This is a genomic window from Halorubrum tebenquichense DSM 14210 (assembly GCF_000337415.1).
Taxonomy (GTDB): domain Archaea; phylum Halobacteriota; class Halobacteria; order Halobacteriales; family Haloferacaceae; genus Halorubrum; species Halorubrum tebenquichense.
Window position 1 is genome coordinate 87,322 of record NZ_AOJD01000045.1, and the last position, 21,960, is coordinate 109,281.

21 protein-coding genes are annotated in these 21,960 nt (G+C 69.1%); 13 read left to right on the forward strand and 8 right to left on the reverse strand.

The window, feature by feature from the left end:
- The first annotated feature begins 1 nt into the window (after position 1).
- The 6 genes from C472_RS07865 (at position 2) to C472_RS07890 (ending at position 7,385) form a co-directional block, all read left to right on the forward strand.
- A complete protein-coding gene (locus tag C472_RS07865; protein ID WP_049906434.1) occupies positions 2-2,929 on the forward strand; it encodes a DNA-directed RNA polymerase subunit A' in 2,928 nt (975 codons plus the stop codon).
- The gene (rpoA2, locus tag C472_RS07870) at positions 2,922-4,136 is read left to right on the forward strand and encodes a DNA-directed RNA polymerase subunit A'' (RefSeq protein ID WP_006629286.1); all 1,215 of its coding nucleotides are present in this window, start codon (positions 2,922-2,924) and stop codon (positions 4,134-4,136) included. The genes C472_RS07865 and rpoA2 overlap by 8 nt, the downstream gene beginning before the upstream one ends.
- The gene (locus C472_RS07875; RefSeq protein ID WP_006629287.1) at positions 4,136-4,555 is read left to right on the forward strand and encodes a NusA-like transcription termination signal-binding factor; all 420 of its coding nucleotides are present in this window, start codon (positions 4,136-4,138) and stop codon (positions 4,553-4,555) included. The genes rpoA2 and C472_RS07875 overlap by 1 nt, the downstream gene beginning before the upstream one ends.
- A gap of 266 nt (positions 4,556-4,821) precedes the next feature.
- Positions 4,822-5,250: a 30S ribosomal protein S12 gene (locus tag C472_RS07880; protein ID WP_004599087.1), complete on the forward strand. Its 429-nt coding sequence runs from the start codon at positions 4,822-4,824 to the stop codon at positions 5,248-5,250.
- Complete coding sequence (locus C472_RS07885) at positions 5,247-5,900, forward strand: 30S ribosomal protein S7 (protein ID WP_006629288.1); 654 nt, start codon at positions 5,247-5,249, stop codon at positions 5,898-5,900. The genes C472_RS07880 and C472_RS07885 overlap by 4 nt, the downstream gene beginning before the upstream one ends.
- Before the next feature lie 177 nt (positions 5,901-6,077).
- The gene (locus tag C472_RS07890) at positions 6,078-7,385 is read left to right on the forward strand and encodes a dicarboxylate/amino acid:cation symporter (protein ID WP_006629289.1); all 1,308 of its coding nucleotides are present in this window, start codon (positions 6,078-6,080) and stop codon (positions 7,383-7,385) included.
- Between the two features lie 50 nt (positions 7,386-7,435).
- Here C472_RS07890 and C472_RS07895 read toward each other — a convergent pair whose 3' ends face one another.
- Positions 7,436-9,421: an aconitate hydratase gene (locus C472_RS07895; protein WP_006629290.1), complete on the reverse strand. Its 1,986-nt coding sequence runs from the start codon at positions 9,419-9,421 to the stop codon at positions 7,436-7,438.
- Between the two features lie 275 nt (positions 9,422-9,696).
- Here C472_RS07895 and C472_RS07900 point away from each other — a divergent pair, with 275 nt between their 5' ends.
- On the forward strand, positions 9,697-10,170 hold the full coding sequence (locus tag C472_RS07900) for a deoxyuridine 5'-triphosphate nucleotidohydrolase (protein ID WP_006629291.1): 474 nt from the start codon (positions 9,697-9,699) through the stop codon (positions 10,168-10,170).
- Positions 10,171-10,493: 323 nt separating this feature from the next.
- Here the strand turns inward: C472_RS07900 and C472_RS07905 are convergent, their stop codons facing one another.
- From C472_RS07905 to C472_RS07915, 3 genes are all read right to left on the reverse strand, one after another.
- Positions 10,494-11,858 (reverse strand): LLM class flavin-dependent oxidoreductase, encoded by a 1,365-nt coding sequence (locus C472_RS07905; RefSeq protein WP_049906437.1) that lies wholly within the window; start codon positions 11,856-11,858, stop codon positions 10,494-10,496.
- 174 nt (positions 11,859-12,032) lie between these two features.
- A complete protein-coding gene (locus C472_RS07910) occupies positions 12,033-12,443 on the reverse strand; it encodes a CBS domain-containing protein (protein WP_006629293.1) in 411 nt (136 codons plus the stop codon).
- Positions 12,444-12,478: 35 nt separating this feature from the next.
- Positions 12,479-13,435, reverse strand: coding sequence for a DUF5787 family protein (locus tag C472_RS07915; protein WP_006629294.1), 957 nt, complete (start codon positions 13,433-13,435; stop codon positions 12,479-12,481).
- 129 nt (positions 13,436-13,564) lie between these two features.
- On the opposite strand from C472_RS07915, the gene C472_RS07920 reads away from it, so the two are divergent.
- The 3 genes from C472_RS07920 (at position 13,565) to C472_RS07930 (ending at position 15,531) form a co-directional block, all read left to right on the forward strand.
- Positions 13,565-13,948 (forward strand): hypothetical protein, encoded by a 384-nt coding sequence (locus tag C472_RS07920; RefSeq protein ID WP_006629295.1) that lies wholly within the window; start codon positions 13,565-13,567, stop codon positions 13,946-13,948.
- Positions 13,945-14,595 (forward strand): NUDIX hydrolase, encoded by a 651-nt coding sequence (locus C472_RS07925; RefSeq protein ID WP_006629296.1) that lies wholly within the window; start codon positions 13,945-13,947, stop codon positions 14,593-14,595. Before C472_RS07920 ends, C472_RS07925 begins: the two co-directional genes overlap by 4 nt.
- 96 nt (positions 14,596-14,691) lie before the next feature.
- Positions 14,692-15,531, forward strand: a complete 840-nt coding sequence (locus C472_RS07930) for an NAD+ synthase (protein ID WP_006629297.1) — start codon at positions 14,692-14,694, stop codon at positions 15,529-15,531.
- 155 nt (positions 15,532-15,686) lie between these two features.
- Here C472_RS07930 and C472_RS07935 read toward each other — a convergent pair whose 3' ends face one another.
- Complete coding sequence (locus C472_RS07935) at positions 15,687-16,787, reverse strand: anthranilate phosphoribosyltransferase (protein WP_006629298.1); 1,101 nt, start codon at positions 16,785-16,787, stop codon at positions 15,687-15,689.
- Positions 16,788-16,906: 119 nt separating this feature from the next.
- Here C472_RS07935 and C472_RS07940 point away from each other — a divergent pair, with 119 nt between their 5' ends.
- The 3 genes from C472_RS07940 to ahbB all read left to right on the forward strand — a co-directional run bounded on the left by C472_RS07940 (position 16,907) and on the right by ahbB (position 18,978).
- Complete coding sequence (locus tag C472_RS07940) at positions 16,907-17,395, forward strand: hypothetical protein (protein ID WP_082238245.1); 489 nt, start codon at positions 16,907-16,909, stop codon at positions 17,393-17,395.
- A gap of 220 nt (positions 17,396-17,615) precedes the next feature.
- Positions 17,616-17,768, forward strand: a complete 153-nt coding sequence (locus C472_RS17510) for a DUF7317 family protein (protein ID WP_162832663.1) — start codon at positions 17,616-17,618, stop codon at positions 17,766-17,768.
- A gap of 151 nt (positions 17,769-17,919) precedes the next feature.
- Positions 17,920-18,978: a siroheme decarboxylase subunit beta gene (ahbB, locus tag C472_RS07945; protein ID WP_006629301.1), complete on the forward strand. Its 1,059-nt coding sequence runs from the start codon at positions 17,920-17,922 to the stop codon at positions 18,976-18,978.
- A gap of 113 nt (positions 18,979-19,091) precedes the next feature.
- Here ahbB and C472_RS07950 read toward each other — a convergent pair whose 3' ends face one another.
- From C472_RS07950 to C472_RS07960, 3 genes are all read right to left on the reverse strand, one after another.
- Positions 19,092-19,277 (reverse strand): hypothetical protein, encoded by a 186-nt coding sequence (locus C472_RS07950; protein ID WP_006629302.1) that lies wholly within the window; start codon positions 19,275-19,277, stop codon positions 19,092-19,094.
- Between the two features lie 212 nt (positions 19,278-19,489).
- A complete protein-coding gene (locus C472_RS07955) occupies positions 19,490-20,242 on the reverse strand; it encodes a bacteriorhodopsin (protein ID WP_006629303.1) in 753 nt (250 codons plus the stop codon).
- Positions 20,239-21,894 (reverse strand): methyl-accepting chemotaxis protein, encoded by a 1,656-nt coding sequence (locus C472_RS07960; RefSeq protein WP_049906444.1) that lies wholly within the window; start codon positions 21,892-21,894, stop codon positions 20,239-20,241. The genes C472_RS07955 and C472_RS07960 overlap by 4 nt, the downstream gene beginning before the upstream one ends.
- Positions 21,895-21,960: the final 66 nt, after the last annotated feature.

The following is a 21,960-nucleotide window of genomic DNA, read 5'->3' on the forward strand; positions in this document are numbered from 1 at the left end:
AATGCAAACACCGAAAGTGCTCGGCGGGATCGACTTCGGACTCATGGACCCGGAGACGTACCGGGACATGTCCGCGACGAAGGTGATCACGGCCGACACGTACGACGACGACGGCTATCCGATCGACATGGGGCTGATGGACCCGCGACTGGGCGTCATCGACCCCGGCCTGGAGTGCCGGACCTGCGGCTCCCACTCCGGCTCCTGTAACGGCCACTTCGGCCACATCGAGCTGGCCGCGCCGGTCATCCACGTGGGCTTCACGAAGCTCATCCGGCGGCTGCTCCGCTCGACGTGCCGGGAGTGCGGTCGGCTGGCCTTGGACGACGCGCAGCGCGACGAGTTCCGCGACCGCTACGAGCGGGCGAAGGAGCTCGGCGACGACGAACACGACGTGTTGAAGGCGGCCGTCCGGCAGGCCCGGAAGGCGTCGACCTGCCCGTTCTGCGGCGAGCCGCAGGCCGACATCAAACACGAGAAGCCGACGACCTACTACGAGGTCCAGGACGTGCTCTCGGGCGACTACTCCGAGCGCATCGCGGCCGCGATGCAGCCCGACGAGGAGGAGGACGACCCGGGTACCTCGCCGCAGGAGCTGGCCGAGAAGACCGACATCGCGCTCGACCGGGTCAACGACATCATGGCGGGCGAGTTCCGCCCGCGCAAGGAGGACCGCCGGGCCATCGAGACGGCGCTCGACGTTGACCTCACGGAGGAGGACATGAACAAGCTGATGCCCTCGGACATCCGCGACTGGTTCGAGGACATCCCGGACGAGGACCTCGAGGTCCTCGGCATCGACTCCGAGCACTCCCGCCCGGAGTGGATGATCCTGACGGTGCTGCCGGTGCCGCCGGTCACCACCCGCCCCTCGATCACGCTCGACAACGGGCAGCGCTCCGAGGACGACCTCACGCACAAGCTGGTCGACATCATCCGGATCAACCAGCGGTTCATGGAGAACCGCGAGGCCGGTGCCCCGCAGTTGATCATCGAGGACCTCTGGGAGCTGCTCCAGTACCACGTCACCACGTTCGTCGACAACGAGATCAGCGGGACGCCGCCGGCGCGACACCGCTCCGGCCGCCCCCTTAAGACCCTCAGCCAGCGGCTGAAGGGCAAGGAGGGTCGCTTCCGCGGATCGCTGTCCGGGAAGCGCGTGAACTTCTCCGCCCGGACCGTCATCTCGCCGGACCCGACGCTGTCGCTGAACGAGGTCGGCGTCCCGGACCGGGTCGCCAAGGAGATGACCCAGACGCTCAACGTCACCGAGCGCAACGTCGACGAGGCGCGCCAGTACGTCCGGAACGGGCCGGAGGCCCACCCCGGGGCCAACTACGTGCGCCGCCCCGACGGCCGCCGGCTGAAGGTGACCGAGAAGAACTGCGAGGAACTCGCTGAGAAGGTCGAGCCGGACTGGGAGGTCAACCGCCACCTCGTGGACGGCGACATCGTGATCTTCAACCGGCAGCCCTCGCTGCACCGGATGTCCATCATGGCCCACGAGGTCGTGGTGATGCCGTACAAGACGTTCCGGCTCAACACCGTCGTCTGTCCGCCGTACAACGCCGACTTCGACGGCGACGAGATGAACATGCACGCGCTCCAGAACGAGGAGGCCCGCGCCGAGGCGCGCGTCCTCATGCGCGTCCAAGAGCAGATCCTGAGCCCCCGCTTCGGCGGGAACATCATCGGCGCGATCCAGGACCACATCTCCGGGACCTACCTGCTCACCAACTCGAACCCCGAGTTCTCGGAGACGCAGGCGCTCGACCTGCTGCGCGCGACCCGCGTCGACGAGCTGCCCGAGGCGGACGGCGTCGACGACGAGGGCCAGGAGTTCTGGACCGGTCGGACGCTGTTCTCGGAGCTGCTCCCCGACGACCTGGACCTCTCGTTCACCTCCTCGGCGGGCGACGACGTCGTCATTGAGGACGGCCAGCTAATCCGCGGCACCATCGACGAGGACGCGGTCGGCGCGTTCGGCGGCGAGGTCGTCGACACGCTCACGAAGGAGTACGGCGAGACGCGCTCGCGCGTGTTCATCAACGAGATCGCGTCGCTGGCGATGCGCGCGATCATGAACTTCGGGTTCTCGATCGGGATCGACGACGAGTCGATCCCCCCGGAGGCCGAAGAGCAGGTCGACGACGCCATCGAGAGCGCCTACGACCGCGTTCAGGAGCTGATCGCGACCTACGAGGCCGGCGAGCTGGAGTCGCTCCCCGGCCGCGGCGTCGACGAGACGCTGGAGATGAAGATCATGCAGACGCTCGGGAAGGCCCGCGACTCCGCCGGCGAGATCGCCGACCAGCACTTCGGCGACGACAACCCGGCGGTCGTGATGGCCCGCTCGGGCGCGCGTGGCTCGATGCTGAACCTGACGCAGATGGCCGGCTCCGTCGGCCAGCAGGCGGTCCGCGGCGAGCGGATCAACCGCGGCTACGAGGACCGGACGCTCTCGCACTACCGGCCGAACGACCTCTCCTCGGAGGCGCACGGCTTCGTGGAGAACTCCTACCGCGGCGGGCTCACTCCCGAGGAGTTCTTCTTCCACGCGATGGGCGGCCGCGAGGGGCTGGTCGACACGGCGGTCCGGACCTCCAAGTCCGGCTACCTCCAGCGCCGGCTCATCAACGCGCTCTCCGAGTTGGAGGCGCAGTACGACGGCACGGTCCGGGACACCTCGGGTCGGATCGTCCAGTTCGAGTTCGGCGAGGACGGCACTTCGCCCGTGAAGGTCTCCTCCGGCGAGGAGGACGGGATCGACGTCGACGGGATCGTCGACCGCGTCGTCGACGCCGAGTTCGAGTCCGGCGAGGAGAAAGAGCGCTTCCTCGGCGAGCGCGAGCCGCCGACGAACCTCTCGGAGCACGCCGGGCCGGGCCTGAACAAGGCCGGCGAGCTGGAGGTGGAGTCGGATGACTGACTACGAGCACGTCACCGACGACATGGAGGCGGTCGTCGAGGCGACCGAACTCCCCCGCCGCCTCAAGACGAAGGTGTACGAGGCGCTCGACCGCAAGGCCGAGGAGACCGGCGAGGTCACCATCGAGCAGGCGACCGACGTCGTCGAGGGCGTCCGGAACCGCTACGAGCAGACGCGGGTCGACCCCCTCGACCCCGTCGGCACCGTCTCGGCGCAGTCGATCGGCGAACCGGGGACGCAGATGACGATGAACACGTTCCACTACGCCGGCGTCGCCGAGATCGACGTCACGCAGGGGCTCCCGCGGCTCATCGAGCTGGTGGACGCCCGGAAGACGCCGGACACGCCGATGATGACGGTGCACCTCGAAGACGAGTACGCGACCGACCGCGAGAAGGCCCACGAGGTCGTCTGGTCGATCGAGGCGACGCGCATCCTCGCGCTCGGCGACGTGTCGACGAACGTCGCGGACATGCTGGTCCGGATCGACTTGAATGACGACACGCTCTTGGAGCGGTGGCCCACCCACTCGAACCCCTCCGAGATCGCGGAGATCATCGCTGAGACGATCGAGGACGCGCTCGGCGTGAACGCCCGGCAGTCGGGCACCGTGATCGAGTTCGGTCCCAACGAGCCGAGCTACCGCGAGCTGCTCCAGCTCGTCGAGCGGCTCCGGGAGATCGTGTTCAAGGGGATCGAGGAGATCGAACGCGTCGTCATCCGCAAAGAGGAGATCGACGGCGACGAGGAGTTCGTCCTCTACACCGAGGGGTCGGCGTTCGGCGACACCCTCGCGATCGAGGGCGTCGACGCCTCCCGGTCGACGTGTAACAACATCCACGAGATCTACCGGAACCTCGGCGTCGAGGCGGCCCGCGAGACGATCATCGACGAGACGAAGAACACGCTCGAAGAGCAGGGGCTCGACGACGTGAACGTCCGGCACCTCATGCTCGTCGCGGACATCATGACGAACAACGGCGAGATCGAGTCGATCGGCCGGCACGGCATCTCCGGCAACAAGGACTCGGTGCTCGCGCGAGCGGCGTTCGAGGTGACGGTGAACCACCTGCTCGACGCCGCGATCCACGGCGAGTACGACGAGCTCGACGGCGTCATCGAGAACGTCATCGCCGGCAAACCCATCTCGATGGGGACCGGCGACGTCGACCTCCGGATGGGGTCGCGCGTCGTGAGCGACGACTAATGTACGTCGAGCTCTCCGACGAGGCGCGGCGGTACATCGGTCGGTTCGACGAGCTGACCGGCGTCACGCCGACCGACTGCCTCGTGGAGGGCGACCGCCTCGTGTTCGTGGTGCCCGCCGGCGAGATGGCGGCCGCGATCGGGCAGGGCGGCGAGACCGTCGCGGAGGCCGAACGCCGGCTCGCGAAGTCGATCGAACTGGTCGAGGACGCGGACACGGCCGAGGCGTTCGTCGCGAGCACGCTCGCCCCGGCGGCCGTCAACGCCGTCACCATCTCCGAGCAGAACGACCGCGTGGCGTACGTCGAGGTGCCCGAGGCCGACCGCGGCGTCGCAATCGGCGCGGACGGCGCGAACATCGAGACCGCCCGTCGGCTCGCCGAGCGGCACTACGACGTCGACGACGTCCAGTTGACCTGACGCGCGTCGTTCGGCTGACTCGACCGGCGTCCCGTTCCCCCGCCGCCCGCGACAGCGGCGGGCGTCCCGGGAACTGACCTCTTCAGGCAGACCGCACGAACGACGACGTCTCGCGTCAGCTTATCGGCTCAGCGTTGTTTTGCGTCCGTCGTTCGATCCGCGAAACGCCCTCAGATTCCGCAAGCGGTGCCTCTCGACCGATCTGAGGGCGTTTCGCGGCGGAGAAAGACGACGCTTAAGTAGCTCCGTTCGGAAGTAGACGTACGATGGCGAACGGCAAGTACGCGGCCCGTAAGCTCAAAAAGGACCGGCAGAAGCGGCGCTGGTCCGACTCCGAGTACGCTCGGCGAGAGCGCGGGCTCAAAAAGAAGTCCGACCCCCTGGAGGGTGCCCCGCAGGCGCGCGGCATCGTCCTAGAGAAGGTCGGCATCGAGGCAAAGCAGCCGAACTCGGCGATCCGAAAGTGCGTCCGGGTTCAGCTCATCAAAAACGGGAAGCAGGTCACCGCGTTCTGTCCCGGTGACGGCGCGATTTCCTTCATCGACGAACACGACGAGGTCACGATCGCCGGGATCGGCGGCGCGAAGGGTCGCGCGATGGGCGACCTCTCCGGCGTCAACTACAAGGTCGAGAAGGTCAACGGCGTGTCGATGATCGAACTGGTTCGCGGCAACGCGGAGAAACCGGTCAGATGAGCGGTGAGGAGACCGAGGCGGCGTCCGACGAGGACGTCGCCGCCGACGAGCCGGACCCGGACGCGCCCGCGTCCAGCGAGGCCGCAAACGAGAACGCCACGCTGTTCGGCGTCTGGGACGTCACCGAGATCGCCTACGAGGACCCCTCCACGAAGCGGTACATGACGGTGACGCCCATCGCGCACACGATGGGCCGCCACGCGTCAAAGCAGTTCAAAAAGTCCGAAATCTCGCTGGTCGAGCGGCTGATCAACCGCCTGATGCAGACCGACGAGAACACGGGCAAGAAGCAGCAGGCGACCCGGATCGTCCGTGACGCCTTCGACATCGTCCACGAGCGGACCGAGGAGAACCCGGTCCAGATCCTCGTGACGGCCGTCGAGAACGCCGCGCCCCGCGAGGAGACCGTCCGCCTGAAGTACGGCGGCATCTCCGTCCCGAAGGCGGTCGACGTCGCGCCTCAGCGCCGCGTCGATCAGGCGCTGCTTTTCATCTCCGACGGCGTCGCCAGCGCGACGTACAAGTCGACGACCTCCGCCGCCGAGGCGCTCGCGAACGAGCTGGTCGCCGCCGCCGACTACGACGTCGAGGGCTCCTACTCCATCTCGCAGAAGGAGGAGCGCGAACGCGTCGCCGCCGCGGCCCGCTGACGTCGGACCGACCGACGGGCCGTTTCGCTCCGATTCGCTACACCGACCACCCACGGGTCCGTCGCGACCGCCTCGCGAGGCGTCCCGAGAGTCTCGACCGTTCCCGTCACCGCTCGCGGCGAACGTTTCGGATCCCAGATACTTACTTACCGCTGGTACAGAGACACGTTCACGGGTATGGCTAACGCACTCACGCGGTCGTGGCACCGGTATCGCGCGGTACCGATCGTCTACCGGATCGGGCTGGCCTTCGTGCTCGGCTCGCTCGTCGGACTCGCGGTGGGGCAGCCCGCGACGGCGCTCCAGCCGCTCGGCGACCTGTTCGTGAACCTCCTGAGCATGCTGATCGTCCCCATCGTCGTGTTCACCCTCCTGATGGGGGCGCGCCGGCTCTCGCCGAGCAACCTCGGCAAGATCGGCGGGCAGGTGGTGGGGCTGTACGCGCTCACCTCGGCCGCGGCGGTCGGGTTCGGGCTGCTGGTCGCGAACCTCGTCGATCCGGGGGTCAACCTCGAACTGGGCGACGCGGAGGCACAGACCGCGGAGGCCCCCGACATCGTCGAGGTGATCTTAGGGATCGTCCCCGAAAACCCGATCGGCGCGATGGCCGCCGGCGACATCCTCCCGACCATCTTCTTCGTCATCGTGTTCGGCATCGCGCTGGCGCTCGTCGAGCAGTCCACCGACTCGCCTGACATCCGGAACGGGGTCGAGTCGTTCTACGACCTCGCGGAGGCCGGGGCCGAGGCGATGTTCAAGGTGGTCTGGGGCGTGATGGAGTACGGCGTAATCGGCGTGTTCGCCCTGATGGCGGCGGTGTTCGGCGAGGCCGGCGTCGACGCCATCGTCCCGTTCGCGCTGCTCATCGCGGCGCTCGCGATCGCCGTGGTCGCTCACATCGCGGTCGTCCACCTCGCCGTCCTCGTGCGGCTGCTCGCCGGCCAGTCGCCGGTCGCGTTCCTCACGGGCGGCCGCGACGCGCTCATCACCGCCTTATCGATCCGTTCTTCGTCCGGGACGCTGCCCGTGACGATGGCGAACGCCGACGACAACTTCCACATCGACGAGGGGGTGTACAGCTTCTCGCTGCCGCTCGGCGCGACGATCAACATGGACGGTACCGCGCTGTATCAGGGCGTCGCGGCCGTCTTCGCCGCCAACCTCGTCGGCGTCCAACTGACGCTGGCCGAGCAGGCGACCGTCGTCCTCGTCGCGGTGCTGGCGAGCGTCGGCGCGGCCGGCGTCCCGGGGACCGGCCTCATCATGCTGACGCTGGTGTTGACGCAGCTCGGACTCCCGCTCGAAGTCGTCGGCTTCGTCGCCGGCGTCGACCCGATACTGGACCGGCTGCGGACGATGACGAACATCAGCGGCGACCTCGCGGTGACGACGGTCGTCGCCAAGTGGAACGACGCGGTCGACTTCACGCGGGGCGCGTGGGTCGGCGAGAGCGGTGACCCCGGCGTCGCCGCTGGCGACGACTGAAAAAACGGGAAAATCGGATTTCGCTCGGGCGGTCGGCGTCGACTGCGGACTCAGTCGTCGGCCGGGGCCGCGCCGGAGCCGCCGTCCGCGTGCTGCTGTTTGACCCACGAGAGCTTGCCGCCGGCCGCGAGGATGTCGCGCTCGCGCTCGGAGGCGTCGAGGTCGGCGGTGAACTCCCACTCGCCGTTGACGCTCACGGTGAACTCTTCCTGCCCGGAGCGGACGCCCGCGGGCACGTCGTCGACGATCGCGAGGTCGTCGCCCTGGTCGATCCGCTCGTACGTCTCCTCGTCGATCGCCAGCGGGACGATCCCGAAGTTGAACAGGTTCGCCTTGTGGATGCGGGCGAAGCTCTGTGCGAAGACCGCCTCGATGCCAAGGTACATCGGACAGAGGGCGGCGTGCTCGCGCGAGGAGCCCTGACCGTAGTTCTCGCCGGCCACGAGGACGCCGCCGTCGGCGTTGAGCGCGCGCTCGGCGAACGTGTCGTCGACGCGCGAGAGCGTGAACTCGGAGAGCTTCTCGATGTTCGAGCGGAACTTCAGGATGTCCGCCGTCGCCGGGATGATGTGGTCGGTGGTGATGTTGTCCTCCATCTTGAGGAGGGCCTCACCGCCGTCCACGTCGATGTCGTCTTTCAGCGGCACGTCGCCGATGTTCGGGCCCTTGACCAGGCCGTCGTCGATCGCCTCGTCGGGCGAGATGATGTCGGAGTCGTCCTCGCCCATGCCGGGGCCGTACTTCGTCCCCATCTCCAGGCCGGGGGCCTCGAGGTCGCCGAGCTCGTCCGCGAGGTCGCGCGGGTCGACGATTTCGCCGGTGATGGCCGCCGCGGTGGCGACCTCGGGCGAGCAGAGGAAGACGGAGTCGTCCTCGATGCCGGAGCGACCCTCGAAGTTGCGGTTGAAGGTGCGCAGCGAGACGGAGTCGGAGGCGGGCACGTGACCGATGCCGATACACGCGCCGCAGGTCGCCTCGGAGAAGTTGACGCCGGCCGCCATCATCTCCGCGGTCCAGCCCTCGCGGGCCAGCATCTCGGACGCCTGCTTCGAACCGGGCGCGACGATCATCTCGGTCTGTTTGGCGACCTCGCGGTCCTCCAGCATCTTCGCGCTGGGGAGGATGTCCTCGTAGGCACCGTTGGTACAGGAGCCGACGATGACCTGCTCGACGTCAGTTCCCTCGTACTCGCTGACGGGGGCGACGTTGTCGGGCATCGAGGGCGCGGCCACGAGCGGTTCGAGCTCGGTTAAGTCGACCTCGACGGTCTCCGCGTACTCCGCGTCGTCGTCGGGCTGGAGGTCGACGTACTCCTCCTCGCGGTCCTGGCGCGCGAGCCAGTCTTTCGTCTTCTCGTCGGTCGCGAAGATCGAAGAGGTCGCGCCCAGCTCGGTGCCGAGGTTCGTGATCGTAGTGCGCTCGGGGATCGAGAGCTTCTCGGCTCCCGGTCCGGTGTACTCGAAGATCTTGCCCACGCCGCCCTTGACGGTCAGCTCGCCGAGGAGGTGAAGCGCGATGTCCTTGGCGGTCGCCCACTCGGGGAGCTCGCCTTCGAGGTGGACGTTGACGACCTCAGGCATCTCGACGTAGTAGGGGCCGCCGCCCATCGCGACGGCGATGTCGAGGCCGCCCGCGCCGATCGCGAGCTGGCCGAGGCCGCCGGGCGTCGGCGTGTGCGAGTCGGAGCCGAGCAGCGTCTTGCCGGGCGCGGCGAAGTTCTCCTTGTGGACCTGGTGGCAGATCCCGTTGCCGGGGCGGGAGAAGTACGCGCCGTACGTGCCCGCCGCCGAGCGGAGGAACCGGTGGTCGTCGGTGTTCTTGAAGTCGAACTGGTACGTCTGGTGGTCGCAGTACTGCGCGGCCAGCTCTGTCTGGACCTCGTCCAGATCGAGCGCCTCGAACTGCAGCCACACCATCGTCCCGGTCGTGTCCTGCGTCAGCACTTGATCGATCTCGATGCCGATCTCCTCGCCGGGCGTCAGCTCGCCCTCGACGAGATGCTCATCGAGGATCTTCTCTGTAATCGTTTGTCCCATATCACGCGAAGATGGCTCTCCCGTGGATATAAAACCCGCGAGTTTCCCGAAGATCGACCGTGTTAGATCCTCTGATGCGGCAACGATCGCTGTGATCTCCGCGTGGTACCATTCACCGTGAAATACGTACTCGTGCCGACTGTTTTAGGTCATTAAACGCCTGAAACGTCTGTTTTCGGGCGCTTTAGCGGTCCCGGTGATACCGGCCGGTTCGACCGCGATCGCCCCGGACCGCGGGCGACATCGTTTAGGTTCGCCCGTGGTTCCGAACGCGCATGTTCGACTCGGGAGCCGCGGTCGCGGCGGCGCTGGAGGCGGCCGGTGCCGACCTTGACGACGCGCAGCGACAGCCGAACGGCGTCGACCTCACCGTCGACGCCGTGTTCGAACCGACGGAACCGGGGTTCGTCGGACGCGACGAGAAACGGGTGGCCGAACGGCGCGAACTGGAGCCGGAAGAGGGTCGGTACCGACTCGACCGGGGGACCTACGTCGTCCGGTACGGCGAACCGGTGCGGATTCCGGAGGAGCGCATCGGCTTCGTCCTCCCGCGCTCGACGCTCCTCCGGAACGCCTGTACCCTCGACACCGCCGTCTGGGACGCGGGCTACGAGGGCGTCGGCGAGGGGCGACTCGACGCGGGGCACGCGATCGAGATCGAGCCGGGCGCGCGGATCGCGCAGCTGGTGCTCGCCGAGGCCGACCACCACGGGACTTACGACGGCGTGTATCAGGGCGAACGGCTCTGACGGCCCGGATCCGGTACTACGGACGCTACACTACCGGCACACAGATACGACGCCGCACGTGCGAGCCGCTCAGGGTGTAAAGGAACGAACGGCACGCCCGTGCCGGGAAAAGGTGGCACGGGCGTGCCGTTCTGTAGGTCCCCGCTGACGCTTCGGCCCTCCAAGCGAAGCGTCACCTGATACAAGCGGCGGTAGCCACTTAAGCGTGCCGGGGCCGGCAGCACCGTCGTATTAGCTGACGGCGTGCCGTTCACGACAGTTCGCTAACGGGAGTCGAACGCCGGCGCTGTCGGGTCCGGGCGGGAGGCCGCGTCGCGCTCGCGTTACTGCCGGGCGGGGTGGTCCGCGCGGAGCCGCGACTGCCCCTCGCCGAGGAGCCGCTCGCGGAGCGTCTCGCCCGCGGGCTCCGCGTCCGCCGGGGGGACGAGGCCGCGCTCGCGGAGTTCCGGGACGACGAGGTCGACGAAGTCGACGAGCGAGTCGGGGCGGACGACCTCCTTGACGTTGAACCCGTGGACGCCGACCTCCTCGCGCCAGCGCTGGAGCTCGTCGGCGACCTGTTCGGGCGTCCCGACGACCTTCGGCGAGGTCGTGCCGAGCCCGCAGAACTCCGCGACCTCGCGGACCGTCCACTCGCGGTCGGGCTGGGCCTTCGTGAACGCGTTCATCGTCCCCTGGATCGCGTCCGTCTCGATGTGTTCGACCTTCTGGTCGGGCTCCAGTTCGGACAGGTCCATGTCGAGGAAGCCCGACAGGAGCGCGAGCGTCGCCTCGACGTCGACGTGGCGCTTGTACTCCTCGTACTTCGCCTCCGCGAGCGCCTCCGTCTCGCCGACGACCGGCACGACGCCGATGAAGAACTTCAGGCTCTCCGGGTCGCGGCCGGCGTCGGCCGCCCGCGACTTCACGTCGTCCATGTACTCGACGACGCCCTCCTCAGTCGGCTGGCTGGCGAAGACGGCCTCGGCGTTGCGCGCGGCGAAGTCGCGGCCGTAGTCCGAGGATCCGGCCTGGTAGACGACCGGGGTGCGCTGGGGCGACGGCTCGGAGCCGTGCGGGCCGGGCACCGAGAAGTGGTCGCCCTCGTGGTCGATCGCGTGGACCTTCTCCGGGTCGGCGTACTGGCCCGCCTCGCGGTCGACCTCGACCGCGTCGTCCTCCCAGGAGTCCTCCCACAGCTCGTAACAGACGTCGAGGAACTCGTCGGCGCGGTCGTACCGGGTCTCCTTGTCCATCCGCTCGTCGAGTCCGAGATTCTCCGCGGCCGACTCCAGGTACGAGGTGACCACGTTGATCGCGATCCGCCCGTCGGTGAGGTGATCCAGCGTCGAGAACTCCCGCGCGAGCTGGTAGGGGTGGTTGTAGGTCGTCGAGCGCGTCACCGCGAAGCCGAGGTCCTCCGTGACCTCCGCCATCGCGGGCACGACGAGCTGCGGGTCGTTCGCGGGCGTCTGGACCGCCTTCTCGACGGCCGTCCCGCGGTCGTCGCCGTACACGTCGTAGACCCCGCGCACGTCCGCGAAGAACACGGCGTCGAAGCCGCCCCGCTCGGCGGTGCGCGCGACCTCCGTCCAGTACTCGCGGTCGGCGTAGTCCGCCGACCGGTCGCCGGGATACCGCCACGACCCGGGCGAGACGTGCTCGACCGAGGTCATGGTGAAGAGGTTGAGATGCAGGTGATCAGACACGGGCACCCGTACGCGTTCCGTGGTAATACGACCACAGAAAGTGGCGTCACTTGTCGCGGTCGCGGACGCGGGCGGTCCGCGTGGCGGAGTCGTCGCGGGTCGCGGGGGAGTCGGTGCGCGGTCGCGGACGCGGGCGGTCAGCGGGCGGTCGACCGGGGGCCGGAGCCGAGCGCGCTACGCCGAGACCGACTCGGGCGAGGAGACGTACGCGGCGAAGTCGGAGGTGGTGATGATGCCGATGGGCGCGTCGCCGTCGACGACCGGCACGTGGTGGAAGCCGTGTTCGAGCATCGTCGCGGCGACCGCCGACACGTCGTCCTGCGCGCTCGCCGTGATCGGGTCCGCCGTCATGTACCGATCGACCGTCGTCTCGGCCTTCGGTTGGCTCTTCGCGACGATGTCGACGAAGTCCGTCGAGGTGAGGATCCCCGCGAGCGACCCGTCGTCCTCGTCGACGACGAGGACGGAGCTGATATCGTTCTCGAGCAGCACGGCGGCCGCGTCCTCGACCAGGGTGTCCGGCGTCACCGTGTGGAGGTCCGTCGACATCAGTCGCGCCACGAAGACGTCTTCGATCTCGTCCATACCCGAAAACACCCGCCCTCGGCGTATAAGCGTTCTCACAGAAACCGTGAGAGCCCCGACTGCCGGCGCGGGCCGTCGCCGTCGGGGGCGGCGACCCACGCGGTCCGCTCGTCTCGCAGGCGCTCCAGCGCCGCGTCAGGCGGGTCCGCCGGCTCGAAGGCGGGACAGCCGCGCCCGCACTCGCGGCCGGGGTCGACCACGCGGTCGAACTCCGCACACCGCGGCCGGCCGTCGCCGGTCGCCTCCCCGTGTGCGCACGCCGGCGGGTCGGGCCGCCACCCCTTCCCGTACGCGCGCTCGGCGACCCGGCGACGCTTGCGGGCCTTCGCCCCCGACTCGACGAGCGCGACGTCCGTGCGCGAGGGGCGCTCGTCGCGTATCTCGACCCCCGGCGCGTCCGGGTCGAGCGGCGTCGGCTCGCGGACCACCTCCCGGTCGCCCGTCTCGGGGTCGAACCGCCAGACGCCGACCGCGTCCGGGATCCGGTTGAGGTGCGCGCGGGTGACGTAGGAGGCGGTCGCGAGGACGACGCGGTCGAACAGGCCGAGCGCGGCGTCGTACCGCAGTTGCGCCTCCAGGTCGCCCGGCCGCCCGAGGTCCGGCTTGTTCTCGACGGCGACCAGCTCCCCGACCCAGTCGTCCGGGTAGCGCGCGGTCGCCCGCACGACCGGCCGACCGTCCCGGCGCTCCCGTTCGAGGTAGCCGACCTCGACCGCGCGCTCGACGACGGCCGCGGCCCGGTCCGGCGGGAGGTCGAACGCCTCCGCGACGGGGACCGCCTCGCCCGGCCCCACCGCGGCCTCGATGGCGGGGTCCGGGATCCGCTCGGCGGCGATCGCGGCGCGGGCGTCGAACCCCGGCCCGGGCGACAGCAGACAGACGTCGACGATGCGGGTCCCGGGCGTCTCGACGCCCGCGCCGAGCTGCCGGGCGACGACCCGGTCGGGGGATTCGAGCGCGGCGCACAGCGCCAGCTCGAACCGGTACTCCATGCGAGGGCAAGGGACGCGGCGGGCTAAAGCGCGTCGGCGGTCGCCGTCGGCCCTCCGCCCTCACTCGCCCCGGCGGACGGCGTCACCCCCGGTCGAAACCGGTATTCCCCGCCGGCCCCTACGACGACCATGCGCCGGGTCACCCGGAATCTCCTCATTGCCATCGCCCTGGTCGTCGTCGCGCTGCTCGCGCTCGGCGCGCTGCCGAGCTACCTCGGGAGCGGCGACCCCTACTACCTCACCGTTGAGCCGATCGAGACGAACGGCACCGTGGCCGACGTGAACAACGTCTCCGACCGCCGGTATCCGTACCTGGTCGGCGCGATAGAGAGCGCCGACGGGCGTTCCGAGGGCTACCAGACCGGTCCCTACGGGATGAAGGAGTGGTTCACCCACACGCCGTTCGACGAGATCGACGCCGTGACCAAACAGAACCCCACCGCCGCGACCGAGAGCGGCGTGCGGGTGAGTCGCGACGGACAGGTCTACCGCGCGGAGGTGGTCCGCCCGTGACGGACCGCGGAAGTGACGACGGTGCGGGCGACGGCGGTCGCGTCGACGCCCGAGAGGCCGCCACGGACCTCCGCGAGCTCCCCGCGTTCGCCGACGGGCGGAACCACTCGCTGCCGGGCGAGCCGGAGTGGCCGGTGAAGGAGGTCGTCGTCGAGTACGACGAGGGCTGGTTCGTCGGCGGCTACGACCGCGTCGAGCAGCCCGACGGGACCGAGAAGCGGTACTACTGGGCGGAGCTGTCGCCCGCGACGGTCGTCATCGCGGTCGCCGACGACCGGGTGCTGTTCGTCGAGCAGTACCGCCCGACGGTGCGGAACACCCAACTGGAACTGCCGGCGGGGATCGTCGAATCGGGCGAGTCCTACACCGAGGCGGGCGCGCGCGAACTCGCCGAGGAGACCGGGTTCGAGCCGGACTCGACCTCGCTGCTCCAGGAGGTGTGGTGTTCGACGGGCGTGTTGCGTCACACGCGCGGCTACGTGTTCGCCGAGGGGCTGACTCCGGTCGACGTCGACCACGACAGCAACGAGTTCCTTGCGCCGCGGTCGGTCCCGGTCGACGAGGCGCTGGAGATCGCGCGCGAACCGCCGACGAACGACGCGACGCTGGAGGGACTGCTGCTGGCCGAGCGAGAAGGGCTCGTATAACTGCGCCCGGCATCCGCCCGCCCGAGAAACCCGACGTACGTCCAGTTCCCCGCGTCGACCGGGAGGAATTAGGCGTCTCGGCCCGTTGATACTCCCATGAGCCAGACCTCGGAACAGTCGGTGTTGCTGTCGGACGACCCCCCGCTCGACCTCCGCCTCTCGGACGAGGAGTTGGAGGCGACCCGCGAGCGCATCGTCTCGTTCATCCGCGACGTGGTCGACGACGCGGGCGCGACGGGCGCTGTCCTCGGCCTCTCCGGCGGCATCGACTCGACGCTCACCGCGCACCTCGCGGTCGAGGCGCTCGGCGAGGACGGCCTCCACGGGCTCACGATGCCCTCGGCGGTGAACGACGCGGACGTGATGAGCGACGCCGAGCGCGTCGCTCACGACCTCGGGATCGAGTACGACGTGGTCGAGATCCAGCCCATCGCGGAGGCGTTCTTCGACGCGGTCCCGGAGGCCGCGGACGACCGCACGGCCGCCGGGAACGTGTACGTCCGCACCCGCGCCGTGCTGAACTACTTCGTCGCGAACTCGGAGGACCGGGTGGTCCTCGGGACCGGGAACCGCGCCGAGGCGATGACGGGCTACTACACGAAGTACGGCGACCAGGCGGTCGACTGTAACCCCATCGGGAACTGCTACAAACAGCAGGTGCGCCAGCTGGCCGCCCACGTCGGCGTCCCGCGCGACCTCGTGATGCAGGAGCCGACCGCGGGCATGTGGGAGGGCCAGACGGACGCCGAGGAGATGGGGCTCGACTACGACACCGTCGACGCAATCCTCGCGGTCCACGTCGACGGCGGCCTCTCGCGGGCGGCGACGGTCCGCGAGCTGGACGTCCCCGAAGAAGCGGTCGACCGCGTGGTCGACCTCCACGAGCGCAGCGCCCACAAGCGGGCGATGCCGCCGGCCCCCGAACGCGACTTATAAAAAAACCGACTCCGCCTCGACGAGTATTTATAAAGAACTGATGCGGTGGCGCGTGCCTGCGAGCGGCCGACAGGCCGCGACCCGCCAGGCCGGGGCTTTGGAGGTGTCAGCGCGGGATTTTCGAACACAAAGGGATTTCCGGTCCCCGACGACTCTCAGAACTCGCGCATCGCTTCGAGCACGTCGTGCGCCGAGCCGTCGTCGATCGCTTCGCGGGCCAGTTCCAGTCCCTCCTCGATGGAGTCGGCGTCCTCGCCAGCGTAGATCCGGAGCGCGGCGTTGACGGCGACGGCGTCCGCGAACGCGCCGTCGCGTTCGCCGGCCAGCACCTCCTCGGTGATCGCGGCGGAGTCGGCGGCGACGTCGTCGACCGCGAGGTCGTCCTCTTCGAGGTCCATCCCGTACTCCGCGGTCTCGATCTCGAAGTCGGTGAAGCTCGCGCCCTCGGACCCGGCGTCGTCGCCGTCACCGTCGTCCGCCGCGTTCCACTCGGCGACCTTCGTGTAGCCGGGGCGCACGTCGTCGTACCCCTCCATCCCCTGGAACATCAGGACGCGGTCGAGGTCGTGGAACTCGCTTTCAACGAACGTGTCGACCACCTTCTTCGCGAACGCGAGGTGGTAGAAGGAGCCGAGGTGCGTGGATGCGCCGGCCGGGTTCGCCAGCGTCTCGACCGTGTTGACGAACGACCGGACGCCCATCATGTCGCGGCGCTCGAACAGGTCGTCGATCGCGGGGTTGAACGCGGGCTGGTAGTAGAAGCCGAAGCCGGTCTCGTCGACCATGTCGGCCGAGTCCGACGGCGTCAGCTCGGTGTGGACGCCGAGCTCGTCGAGGACGTGCTTGTACGAGTCCTGCTTCTGCGTCGGGACGCGGTCGCCCGAGTGGACGACGACCGGCGTGCCCGCGGCGGCCGCGACGGCCCCGGCCGCGACGCCTAAGATTGCGGTCCGACCCTTCCCGTCGTAGTTCGCGCCGCAGTCGACGGGGTCGGCGTCGGGCTCGGCGTACTCGACGCGGTCGCACATCACGTCGACGTACGCGCCCAGCTCCTCTGCCGTGTTCCGCTTCCAGCGGTTCGCGAGCCAGAACGCCCCGAGCGTCGTCGGATCGGGTTCGCCGGCGAGGATGCGCTCGAACGCCTCCGTCGCCTGCGCGCGGGTGAGGTCGTCGGCCGACTTGTGGCCGGAGCCGCAGACCTCGGTCATCAGCCGTTTGAGGGGCCAGTCGCCGAACTCCTGAGTCGCCTGAGCCATACGCTCCGTTCGGCCTTCCCGACGAAAAGTCCCCCGCTCGGCTCCCGAGCGCTGGGAAGGGAGGGCGGTCGAGACGAGGCCACCCAAGACACTTACCGGCCCGCGACGCCGGACGCACCGTGAGCGATCGAACGTTGAGCGCCGGGAGCCGAACACCCTCCGCCGAGCGGCAGCGTCGACCGACGAGGCGAACCGTCCTCGTCGGTTCCGGGCTCGCGGTGAGCGGCCTCTCCGGCTGTCTCGGCGGCGCGTTCCGCGACGAGTCGCCGACGGCGACCGTGTCGGCGCGCTCGACCGAGCGGGTCGACGACCCCGAACACGACGGGAGCGTCGCGGTTGAGGACGATACCGCCCGGATCGAAGGCAGGTTCGCCGCACCGGTCGACTGCGTCTCGCTCGATCTGCGGGTGTTGACGTCGTCGCCGGAGGAGGCGACCGCCATCGTGGAGATCGCGGCCGCGGAGACCAGAGGCGGCTGTAACGGCCCCGCGGCCGTCGAGTACGAGGGCGAGGTCGCGCTCACGTTCTCGATTCGGGACCTCACCCTGAACCATATTCTCGACGACGAGGACCGAGTCACCGTCGCGCGCTACGAACGAGACGGGTGACGCTCGCGCTCCGCCCGCGCCCCGCGCGAGCAGCGAAACGGAACGGCGGGGCCGTTCTCGCGGTATCTGTGGTAACAGTCCGCAAACAGAAAAAGAACGAACGTGTATTTCTGACAGTAAAATTGTTTGATAACATAGTTCTATCGCACTCAAATTCTGTAACCAGTTCTAAATTGCGTCAGAGTTATATGTATGTCCATGCTTTTGGTGATTGTACCCGATGACGTCCAAATCCGTGTCCACGGCGCTCACGCTGTACCGTTCCCGTACATTGACGCTCGAACAGGCCGCGACCGTCGGCGGCTGCTCGACGGCGCAGCTGGAGGAGAGCGCCCGGGCGTTCGCGCCGACGCCCGCCGCCGGCGACGACTGACTCCCCGCGCACCGTCGGCGACCGGTACGGCCCCCGCTGACGACCGGCCGCTCCTCTCCGCCGACGCTCGCCCGCTCCGAGTCGTCCTCCGACCTCCCCGCCTCTCGCTCGCTCCGAAACCGCTACCTACGCCCGACCCCAAGGGTACACAATGAGTCTGGACGCGGACTGGCGAGCCGACGTCGACGCGGTCGACGCGGCCCTCATCGACGAGTACCAGAGCGGCTTTCCCGTCGAGTCGTACCCGTTCGAGCGGGTCGCCCGCGAGGTCGCGGCCGAGACGGGGGTCGACCTCGACGCCGACGCCGTCCTCGACCGCGTCCGCGACCTCCGCGAGCGCGGCGTGTTCCGCCGGTTCGGCGCGGTCCTCAACCCGCCGGTCATCGGCTCCTCGACGCTCGCGGCGGTGCGCGCGCCCGAGGACCGCTTCGACGAGGTCGCCGAGGTCATCAACGGCTACCGGCAGGTGAACCACAACTACCGCCGCGACCACGAGTGGAACCAGTGGTTCGTCGTCACCGCCGGCTCCCGCGGGCGGCGCGACGCGATCCTCGCGGAGATCGAGGAGCGCACCGGCTGCGAGGTGCTGGCGCTCCCGATGCTCACGGACTACTATATCGACCTGGAGTTCCCCGTCGTCAACGGCGACCGGTTCGCGCGGGAGTCGCTGGAGGAGACGGACGTCTCCGCCACCCGCATCTCCGAGAACGCCCGCGGCGACCTGAGCGCGCTGGAGGCCGACCTCCTCTTAGCGATTCAGGACGGCTTCCCGCTGTCGGCGACTCCCTACGCCGACGTGGCGGCGGCAATCGACGCCGACGTCGACGACGTCCTCGCCGCGGTCGAGCGACTGCTCGCGGACGGCTGTATCAAGCGGATCGGCTGTATCGTCAACCACGTCGTCACCGGCTTCACGAACAACTGTATGGTGGTCTGGGACGTGCCCGACGACGAACTCGACGAACGCGGCGAGGCGGTCGGGAGCCTCCCGTACGTCACTCTCTGTTACCACCGGCCGCGCCGCCCCGACCAGGACTGGGAGTACAACCTGTTCACGATGATCCACGGCCGCGAGGCGGACGCGGTCGACGCGAAGATCGACGAACTGGCGGCCGAGCACCTCCCCTTCTCACACGAGCGGCTCTACTCGACGGAGACGCTGAAACAGACCGGCGCGCGGTACGAGGACCTCGTCGCCGACGCGGAATAAGTGGGCCCGGATCCGTTGAATTCCGACTTCCGGACACTTCGCCGTTCGGAACGGCAGGCAGATCGCGAGTGCGAACTGAGCGCTGGATCTCTTCCCAATTTCAGCTGAGGTCCTCATCCGCGGACGAGTGGCGTCGCAAACGCGTACAGACAAGCGGTTAGGCTGATGACGGAGAAAACGGGCGCTACCCGGTCCCCGTCGATAACGAAACCAGCCGTGAGGACGGAGAGCGCCACGGCGACGAGGGCTATGCCGATGAAACGGAGGTGTACAAGGATCTCCTCTTGTTCGCGGGACATGGACGGGATAGAGATCGACTCGGAATCAGTTTTGTGGAACAGAAAACGTTCATCCGGCACACTTGACTCGGACGTCACAGCATAGTTCGGTTCTTCGTCGGTCTCTGTGTCTCGTCCGGCGAACCCGTATCGAGCGACTGAGGCCTTACTGTATCGGGTGTTGTGGGCCTCAACAACGCCGGAGTAACTCGAAAAACGGCCTCGGCTTCCGCTCAGTCGTCGCTCGGCTCCGCGACGGCCGCGCCCGACGACTCGACCGCCGCCGCGCCGCTCGCCTCGCCGAGGCCGAGTCGGTCGAGCGCGTCCGCGCCCGCGACGGCGACCGCGACGAACCCGACCTTGGAGACCACGTCGAGGTAGACGAACACGAGCATCTCCGTCGCGGGCGTCAGGATTCCGAACCCGGTCGGGGCGAGCAGCCACACCACGGGGTACAGCGTCCACAGGACCACGGTGATGTTCCGGAGCGTCCCGAAGACGGCGCGAACCCGGTCGCACTCCGCCGACGCCGACCGCGGCAGCGTGACGAGCAGGCCGTACACCAGCGCGGCGTAGGCCGCGCCGGCGACGCCGAACGCGACCCACGAGACCGTCCCGGTCGTCGCGGCCGCGACGACCCCGCCGGCGATGATCACCACGTCGACCGCGATCAGCCCGCCGAGCACCCTGCGCGGCGGTCGCGCGAGGAGCCCGAGATAGAGGATCAGGAGCGGCGTCGTCACGAGCCAGTCGAGGTACCGCGCCGCCTCGATCTCCCCGCTGGGGGTCGAGGCGACGCCGAACCCGAGCGCCATCGCCAAGTACGCCAGCGCCGCGACGCCGGTGACCCCGGCGAGGGTGGCGTAGTGACGCGCGTGGGAGTCGCCGTCCCCCGACCCCGCGAGCCAGCGCCACAGCGGGGGCACGGTGCCCGCCCCCATGGTCAAAGCGCCGATCCACGCCCAGAGGGCGGTGTCGGCGATCATCTCGACGCACCCCCGTCGGCGTCGTCGCCGTTCGGCGCGCCGCCGCCGAAGTAGAACTCGCCCCCGTCGGAGACGACGGTCTCGGCCCCGGTCGCGGCGTCGCCGTCGCCCGGCCCCGAGAGGCCGCCCTCGGCGGTGTCGAACGAGAACCCGTCGACGGCGCTCCTGAGCGCCCGCGCCCGCTCCGAGAGCGACCCGGCGGCGGTCTCGACGGCCCCGAGCGTCTCCTCCTGTTCGTCGACCGCGCCGGTCACGTCGCCCGCCGCGCTCGCCGTCTGGGCGCTGATCGCGGAGACGTCCTCGACGTGACCGACGACCGCGTCGACGGAGTCCGCCTGCGTCTCGGTCGCGTCGGTGATCTCGGCCATGCTCCTGTCGGTCCGCTCCGAGGCCTCCGCGAGCCGTTCGAGCGCGTCGATCGACGTCTCGACGGTGTCGACCCCGGCGGAGATCCGTTCCTCGGTGCGAGCCATCGCGGCCGCGCCGGTCTCGGCGCGCTCCTGGACCGCGTGGATCCGGGCCTCGATCTCGCTCGCGGACTTCTGGGTCTCCTCCGCGAGCGACTTCACCTCCTCGGCGACGACCGCGAAGCCGGCCCCGTCGGCACCGGAGCGGGCCGCCTCGATCGACGCGTTCAGCGCCAGCAGGTTCGTCTGCTCCGCGATCTCCGAGATGGTGTCGACCACCTCGCCGATCTCCTCAACCTCCTCGGCCAGCGCCTCGACCTCCGCGGTCGTCTCCGCGGTCGTCTCCTCGACCGCGTCCATCTCGTCGAGCGCCTCCTCGGCCGCCTCGCGGCCCTCGTCGCCGACCGCGGCCGCGTGTTCGGCGGTCTCCGCGACGTCGGTGACCGTCGAGGCCACCTCCTCCGCGGAGGAGGCGAGGCTCTCGGCCTCGTCCGTCGCCGCCCGGAGGTCGTCGCGCTGGGTCCGCGCACCCTCCGCGATCTCCGAAACCGCCTCGGAGACGGTTCCGGTCGTCGCCCGCAGGCTGTCGGTGCGGTCGTCGACCCGCCCGGCCACGTCGGCGGTGTCCTCCGCGACGGTCGCGACCGAGGCGACGGTTCCCTCAAGCTCTTCGGCCATCTCGTTGAACGCGGTCCCGACCCGAGCCATCGCCTCGTTGTCGCTCGCCGGGTCGACCCGCCGCGTCAGGTCGCCGTCGGCGAGCGCGCGCATCGCGGTCTCGTACTCCGTCGCCTTCCGCTCTACCGTCTCGGCGCGCGCGTCGGCCTCTCGTCGCGCTTCCTCGGCCTCCTCGCGCGCCCGTTCCGCGTCGTCGATCTCCGAACGCAGCGAGCCGCGCATCTCGTCGAACGCGCCGAACAGGCGGCCGATCTCGTCTGGCCGGCCGGACTCCAACTCGACCGCGAGGTCGCCGTCGGCCATCCGATCGGCCTTCCCGGTGAGCTGCCGGAGCGCGATGACCGTGTTCGAGCCGACGGTGACGCCGATGAGCGCCAGCCCGATCACCGTCAGTAGCGACATGCCGACGAGCCCCGAGCGGACCTCCGCCCCGGCCGGACCGAGCTCCGTCGCCCTGAGATATACGACCGCCCCGTACGCCACCGAAACCCCCGTGACCGCGACCAGCGACAGCGCGAGCCGTGTGCCGTAGCTGGACCGAACTCTCTCGACCGGTCCCTTGTCCATGATGTACCCGTCCGGAACCATCCGACCGGTATAATCGCTCGCCGTCAGCAATCACTCGTGATAATC

Coding starts and splice junctions, on each gene's coding strand:
- C472_RS07880 (WP_004599087.1), top strand. CDS start 4,822: ATGGCGAACGGCAAGTACGCGGCCCGTAAGCTCAAAAAGGACCGGCAG.
- C472_RS07865 (WP_049906434.1), top strand. CDS start 2: ATGCAAACACCGAAAGTGCTCGGCGGGATCGACTTCGGACTCATGGAC.
- C472_RS07920 (WP_006629295.1), top strand. CDS start 13,565: ATGCGCCGGGTCACCCGGAATCTCCTCATTGCCATCGCCCTGGTCGTC.
- C472_RS07930 (WP_006629297.1), top strand. CDS start 14,692: ATGAGCCAGACCTCGGAACAGTCGGTGTTGCTGTCGGACGACCCCCCG.
- C472_RS07890 (WP_006629289.1), top strand. CDS start 6,078: ATGGCTAACGCACTCACGCGGTCGTGGCACCGGTATCGCGCGGTACCG.
- C472_RS07910 (WP_006629293.1), bottom strand. CDS start 12,443: ATGGACGAGATCGAAGACGTCTTCGTGGCGCGACTGATGTCGACGGAC.
- C472_RS07885 (WP_006629288.1), top strand. CDS start 5,247: ATGAGCGGTGAGGAGACCGAGGCGGCGTCCGACGAGGACGTCGCCGCC.
- C472_RS07950 (WP_006629302.1), bottom strand. CDS start 19,277: ATGTCCCGCGAACAAGAGGAGATCCTTGTACACCTCCGTTTCATCGGC.
- C472_RS07915 (WP_006629294.1), bottom strand. CDS start 13,435: ATGGAGTACCGGTTCGAGCTGGCGCTGTGCGCCGCGCTCGAATCCCCC.
- ahbB (WP_006629301.1), top strand. CDS start 17,920: ATGAGTCTGGACGCGGACTGGCGAGCCGACGTCGACGCGGTCGACGCG.
- C472_RS07955 (WP_006629303.1), bottom strand. CDS start 20,242: ATGATCGCCGACACCGCCCTCTGGGCGTGGATCGGCGCTTTGACCATG.
- C472_RS17510 (WP_162832663.1), top strand. CDS start 17,616: ATGACGTCCAAATCCGTGTCCACGGCGCTCACGCTGTACCGTTCCCGT.
- C472_RS07875 (WP_006629287.1), top strand. CDS start 4,136: ATGTACGTCGAGCTCTCCGACGAGGCGCGGCGGTACATCGGTCGGTTC.
- C472_RS07960 (WP_049906444.1), bottom strand. CDS start 21,894: ATGGACAAGGGACCGGTCGAGAGAGTTCGGTCCAGCTACGGCACACGG.
- rpoA2 (WP_006629286.1), top strand. CDS start 2,922: ATGACTGACTACGAGCACGTCACCGACGACATGGAGGCGGTCGTCGAG.
- C472_RS07895 (WP_006629290.1), bottom strand. CDS start 9,421: ATGGGACAAACGATTACAGAGAAGATCCTCGATGAGCATCTCGTCGAG.
- C472_RS07935 (WP_006629298.1), bottom strand. CDS start 16,787: ATGGCTCAGGCGACTCAGGAGTTCGGCGACTGGCCCCTCAAACGGCTG.
- C472_RS07900 (WP_006629291.1), top strand. CDS start 9,697: ATGTTCGACTCGGGAGCCGCGGTCGCGGCGGCGCTGGAGGCGGCCGGT.